Origin of the sequence: Azospirillum sp. B506 (assembly GCF_000333595.1) — a bacterium.
GTDB lineage: Bacteria > Pseudomonadota > Alphaproteobacteria > Azospirillales > Azospirillaceae > Azospirillum.
The window spans coordinates 1-5,076 of record NZ_BADK01000029.1; the positions used below are offsets into that span (position 1 = coordinate 1).

A 5,076-nucleotide genomic window follows, 5' to 3' on the forward strand; every position below is an offset into this window, starting at 1 on the left:
GGCGAGATAGCTCTCGCCCGGCACGCGGAACACCCGCCGCACGCCCTGCGCCTCCAGTGCTTCGACGATCAACTGACCACCGGTCTTCATCGCGAACCCGCCCCGCCTGTTCAGGATCTCCAGGATATCGAGCGTGCCGCGCGGCGCGCCAGGGCGCAAACGACTTTCTTTCCACAGGTCATGAGCTTTGGTAATGAGGGTGCCATGGATTTGCAGCGCCGCCTCCTTCCCTCGATGAGCATGCTGACCGCCTTCGAGGCGGCGGCGCGCACCGGCAGCTTCACCGCCGCGGCGGCCGAGCTGTCGCTGACCCAAGGGGCGGTCAGCCGGCAGATCAAGGCTCTGGAGGACCAGATCGGCACCGCGCTCTTCATCCGCAAGGGCCAGCGGGTGACGCTGACCCCGACCGGCGCGCTCTATGCCGATCCGATCCGCGACGCGCTGCGCCAGATCGCGGCAGCAACCGTGCGGACCATCGCCGCCCCCAAGGGCGGCGTGCTGAATCTCGCCATCCTGCCGACCTTCGGCACGCGCTGGCTGGTGCCGCGGCTGCCGGCCTTCCAGGCGGCGCATCCGCAGGTGACGATCCACTTCACCACCAAGCTGGCGCCCTTCGATTTCCGGCTGCACGATCTGGATGCGGCGATCCATTACGGCTTCGGCGACTGGCCCGACGCCGTCTGCGATCATCTGCTCGATGAGGAGGTGCTGCCGGTCTGTTCCCCCGCCTTCCTCAAGGCGCATCCGATGGGCGAGCCGGGCGATCTGCTGTCCCTGCCGCTGCTGCACACCAGCACCCGCGCCGATGCCTGGAGCGAGTGGCTGTCGGCCCAGGGGCTGGCGCCGCGTCCTGGCGCCGGCATGGTATTCGAGCAGTTCGCCACCACCGCCCAGGCGGCGGAGGCCGGTCTTGGTGTCGCGTTGCTGCCGACCCTGCTGGTCCGCGCCGAACTGGACGACGGCACCCTGGTCCCGGCCATCGACCGGCCGCACCGCAGCGCGCGGGCCTATTACCTCGTCCACCCCCGTGGCAAGGCCAACCACCCGCCCTTCGCCGCCTTCCGCCAATGGCTGCTGGCCGAGGCGCGGGGGGAACAGTCCCCCGCGTAGCTCACACCGCCGCCAGTTCCCCGATCCCGTCGCCGTTGCGCCGCACCGTCAGGCGCCGCTCGTGGAAGGCGGCGAGGCTGGGGCGGTGGCCGATGCTGACCAGCGTGGTGCCGGGCAGGCGGGCGCGCAGCAGGCCGTAGAGCCGTTCTTCCGTTTCCGGATCGCAGGCGGAGGTCGCCTCGTCGAGATAGAGCCAGTCGGGCTTGTGCAGCAGGGCGCGGGCGATGGCGACGCGCTGCTGTTCTCCGCCGGACAGGCGTTGCGACCAGTGGTCCTCCTCCGTCAGGCGGTCGGCGAAGCCGGCCATGCCCACGGCATCCAGCACCTCGCGCACCGCCTCGTCCGGGAAGGCGTCGGCGGCTGCGGGGTAGGTGACGGCGGCGCGCAAGGTTCCGATGGGCAGGTAGGGCTTCTGCGGCAGGACCATGCTGCCGTTGGCGGCGGCGCTTGGCAGGGCGATCCGGCCGTGGCCGAAGGGCCAGATGCCGGCGATGGCGCGCAGGAGCGTGCTCTTGCCCGAACCCGAAGGACCGGTGATCAGCAGCGTTTCGCCCGGCTTCCCGTCAGGTCGGCGCGGACCAGCGGCGTGCCGCCGGTCGGCAGGGTCAGGGCCAGCCCTGCCAGCGTCAGGGCGCCGTCGGCCGCCGCCGCGCGCTCCACCCCGGCATGGTCGCGGGCACCGGCGCGCACCGCGTCCACCGCATGGTGGAAGCCGGTCAGACGGCTGGTGGTGGCATGCCAGTCGGCGAGGTTCACATAGGCGTCGATGAACCAGGACATCGACCCCTGCACCTGCCCGAAGGCCTGCGAGGTCTGCATCAGCGAGCCCAGCGGCAGGGCGCCGCTGAAATAGCGCGGGGCGGCGACCAGAAGCGGGAAGATGACTGCGACCTGCCCATAGGCGGAGGTGAACCAGACCAGCCGCTTCTGCGTGCGCATCAGCGACCACCAGTTGGCGACGACGCGGGCGAAGCGGTCGCCGAAGCCGCGCGCCTCCTGTGCCTCGCCCTGTTGCAGGGCGACGCTCTCGGCATTCTCGCGCAGGCGGACCAGGGCGAAGCGGAAGTCGGCCTCATACCGCTGCTGGTCGAAGCTGAGGCGGGCCAGCGGCTTGCCGATCTTGTGGGTGATCCAGGTGCCGCCCACGGCATACACCAGCGCCACCCACACCATATAGCCGGGCAGGTCGATGCCAAGCCAGGGGATGGTGACCGAGCCGGACAGGCTCCACAGGATGGCGAGGAAGGAGACCAGCGAGACCAGATTGGTCATGAAGCCCAGTGACAGGCTCAGCGTCAGCTGCACGAAGCTGCGCAGATCCTCGGCGATGCGCTGGTCGGGGTTGTCGGTGCCGCTGTCGGCGAATGCAGGGCGGTAATAGGTCTGGTTCTCCAGCCAGTCGCCGAGATAGCGCTCGGTCAGCCAGCGGCGCCAGCGGATCTGCAGCATCTGGTTCAGGTAGAGGCGGTAGACCGCCACCGCGATGAAGACCAGCGCCAGACCGCCGAACACCAGAAGGGCCTGGATGAAGCCGTTCTGGTCCTTGTCCTGCAGGGCGTTGAAGATGTCGGCGTTGATCTGGGTGAACCAGACCTCCATGAACACCGCCGCCAGATTGAGGACGACGATGGCCGCCAGCAGGCCGCGCGCCGCCCATTTCTCCTCGGACGACCAATAAGGCTTGGTCAGGCGCCAGACATCGGCCAGGAACTGGCGGGCGGCGGACAGGCGTCCGCTGGAGGAAGGCGGAGTATACGCACGCGCGGGCATCGGTCGGGCACTCGCAAGCGGTCGGGACGAGACTTGCCGATTACCACCCTTTGCCGCGGCTGCGGAGTGAATTCGCTGTCACTTGCCGCGGATCATGTCCCAGCTCGCCATCAGGGCGCCGCCGGCGATCAGCGCGCAGGCGCCCCAGACCGTCCAGCCGCCGTCGGCCTGCCCGGACAGGATCAGCAGCAGGGTCGAGACCGGCGGCACGGCATAGGACAGCACGCCCAGCGCCCGGATGTCGCCGCGCTTCATCCCATGGTCCCAGACGAAGAAGGCCAGCCCGTCCGGCCCGATGCCGAGCGCCAGCAACACCAGCCAGCCCGACATCTCCTGCGGCCAGACGGCCGCCTCCTCGAACAGCAGGTGCCCGATCAGGCCAAGCAGAGCGGTGACCAGGCAGAAGCCGCTGACCGTCTCGGTCGGGACCGAACCGAAACGGCGCGACGTGACCGAATAGGCGCCCCAGATCAGCGCCGCCGCCAGGGCCGCGCCATAGGCCGCCAGATTGCCGCCATCCAGATGCAGCCCGCCGCCGCGCCCCGACAGGATCAGCGCCGTACCGGCCAGTCCGCACAGCGCCCCAGCCACATGGGCAGCCTTCAGCCGCTCGCCCGGCAGCAGGGCGGACAACAGCACGATGCACAGCGGCCAGAGATAATTCAGCAGATTGACCTCGACCGCCGCGGATGGGGCGAGGTGGAAGGCCAGGAACAGGCAGGCATGATAGCCGAACAGCCCGCCGACGCCGACCAGCCAGACGGGCAGCGGCTGGCGCAGGGCGCCGGCCACGCTGCGGCCACGCAGCACCGTGACCGTGCTGCCGCTCAGAAAGGCCAGTCCGAAGGTGACCGCGACGAGCTGCAGCGGCGGCATGGCGCTGGAGATCGAAGTCAGCAGCGCCGCCGTCGACCACAGCAGGATGGCGATGGCCCCGATGCCGGTGGCCTTGCGCACTGTGGCGATCGACGGGGCGGCGATCGAAGGGGCGGCGGTCGACAGCAGCGTGCGGGAGGCATGGGGAAGGGTGTCGGTGCTCATGCCGGGTGCATAGCGTGGGGAGGAAGCGGCCGCAATGGATGTGCAGGGCGACGGCGCGCAAGCCTGATGCCCACCGGCATGGCGCCGGCAGCCGCCCTTTCGGTCCCCTGGCATTGCATTCGTGCCGGGTTGCGCGGAGTTGCCACAAGAATTTCCCCTTGCGTGCGCAACCGGCGTGAAGGTCCCATCGAGGCAAGCCTTTTTCCCGCTGTTGCTCCCGCAATAACTCTCTCTTCCATGACTGGAATAGACCAGTTTGATGTTGGCGCCAGCTGGCGAGCGGGGATTTGTAATTTTCGTGAGACACTCCCCGACCGGAGTACGACCATGGGGTGGGTGGCTTGACCGAAAATCCAAAAAAAGATACACACCAAATCTTGCGGCAATATTGGGATCGATGTGCGGCGTAGGGTCGCGCCTCGCGGCAGCCCGACCGGCCCCGATGCCGCTTTGTCACAGTGTTCGGCCGCCGGGCTTGGCCACAGGGCTTGGATTGCGAGATGTTGGAAACGGCCGAAAAGACTCGGACCATCCTGGTGGTCGAAGACAATGTGCTGATGCGCAAGCTTTTTGTCCGATGTCTTGAAGAGGCCGGCCTTGCCGTGGTCGAGGCGTCCGACGCCACCGCGGTGCTGGACCTGATGCGCGACACGGCACCGGATCTGGTGGTGATGGACATCGTCATGCCCGGCCTGTCGGGGCTGGACCTGATCCGGCAGATCCGCGCCGACTCCAGACTGGCTGCAACCACGGTTCTCGCCGTCACCAACCTTGCCACCCCTGCCGACAAGCGCCGGCTGGCGGATGCCGGCTTCGATGGTCATGTGTCCAAGCCGATCAGGCCCAAGGAGTTCCAGGCCGCCGTTGCCGGCTTCCTCCCGGCTTGAAGCCAAAGGTCCGATTCGGCGATCCGGCGCCGCAGTTCACCCAAACACCCGCAAAAGTGCAGGGAGGCGCAGCGATGGCGCGTTATCTGGTAACCGGGGGGTGCGGCTTCATCGGATCGCACCTGATCGAGCGGTTGCTGTCCGCCGGGCACGAGGTGCGGGTGCTCGACGATCTCTCGACCGGCAGGCGCGAGAACCTGCCGGAACGCGTGCCGGTGAATGTCGGGGACGTGGCCGATGCCGAGGCCGTCCGGGCCGCGATGTCCGG

The 5,076-nt window shown here is 68.4% G+C and carries 6 protein-coding genes; 3 read left to right on the plus strand and 3 right to left on the minus strand.

Annotated features, from left to right (window positions below; genetic code table 11):
• The first annotated feature begins 204 nt into the window (after nucleotides 1–204).
• Nucleotides 205–1,110, plus strand: a complete 906-nt coding sequence (gcvA, locus tag I71_RS01035; RefSeq protein WP_042688911.1) for a transcriptional regulator GcvA — start codon at nucleotides 205–207, stop codon at nucleotides 1,108–1,110.
• A gap of 1 nt (nucleotide 1,111) precedes the next feature.
• Here the strand turns inward: gcvA and I71_RS40795 are convergent, their stop codons facing one another.
• The 3 genes from I71_RS40795 to I71_RS01045 all read right to left on the minus strand — a co-directional run bounded on the left by I71_RS40795 (nucleotide 1,112) and on the right by I71_RS01045 (nucleotide 3,921).
• On the minus strand, nucleotides 1,112–1,654 hold the full coding sequence (locus I71_RS40795; RefSeq protein ID WP_307188948.1) for an ATP-binding cassette domain-containing protein: 543 nt from the start codon (nucleotides 1,652–1,654) through the stop codon (nucleotides 1,112–1,114).
• The gene (locus I71_RS01040) at nucleotides 1,648–2,880 is read right to left on the minus strand and encodes an ABC transporter ATP-binding protein/permease (protein ID WP_307188947.1); all 1,233 of its coding nucleotides are present in this window, start codon (nucleotides 2,878–2,880) and stop codon (nucleotides 1,648–1,650) included. The genes I71_RS40795 and I71_RS01040 overlap by 7 nt, the downstream gene beginning before the upstream one ends.
• 78 nt (nucleotides 2,881–2,958) lie before the next feature.
• A complete protein-coding gene (locus I71_RS01045) occupies nucleotides 2,959–3,921 on the minus strand; it encodes a DMT family transporter (protein ID WP_042688914.1) in 963 nt (320 codons plus the stop codon).
• A 500-nt stretch (nucleotides 3,922–4,421) separates the two neighbouring features.
• Between I71_RS01045 and I71_RS01050 the strand changes: the two genes are divergently transcribed.
• Both I71_RS01050 and I71_RS01055 read left to right on the plus strand, forming a co-directional pair.
• On the plus strand, nucleotides 4,422–4,808 hold the full coding sequence (locus I71_RS01050; protein WP_042688917.1) for a response regulator: 387 nt from the start codon (nucleotides 4,422–4,424) through the stop codon (nucleotides 4,806–4,808).
• Between the two features lie 74 nt (nucleotides 4,809–4,882).
• The coding region (locus I71_RS01055; protein WP_042688921.1) for an NAD-dependent epimerase/dehydratase family protein at nucleotides 4,883–5,076 on the plus strand (194 nt) is incomplete at its 3' end.

Excerpts from the sequence above, each read along its gene's own strand:
- gcvA (WP_042688911.1), top strand. The coding sequence starts at position 205 with ATGGATTTGCAGCGCCGCCTCCTTCCCTCGATGAGCATGCTGACCGCC.
- I71_RS01040 (WP_307188947.1), bottom strand. The coding sequence starts at position 2,880 with ATGCCCGCGCGTGCGTATACTCCGCCTTCCTCCAGCGGACGCCTGTCC.
- I71_RS01045 (WP_042688914.1), bottom strand. The coding sequence starts at position 3,921 with ATGAGCACCGACACCCTTCCCCATGCCTCCCGCACGCTGCTGTCGACC.
- I71_RS01050 (WP_042688917.1), top strand. The coding sequence starts at position 4,422 with ATGTTGGAAACGGCCGAAAAGACTCGGACCATCCTGGTGGTCGAAGAC.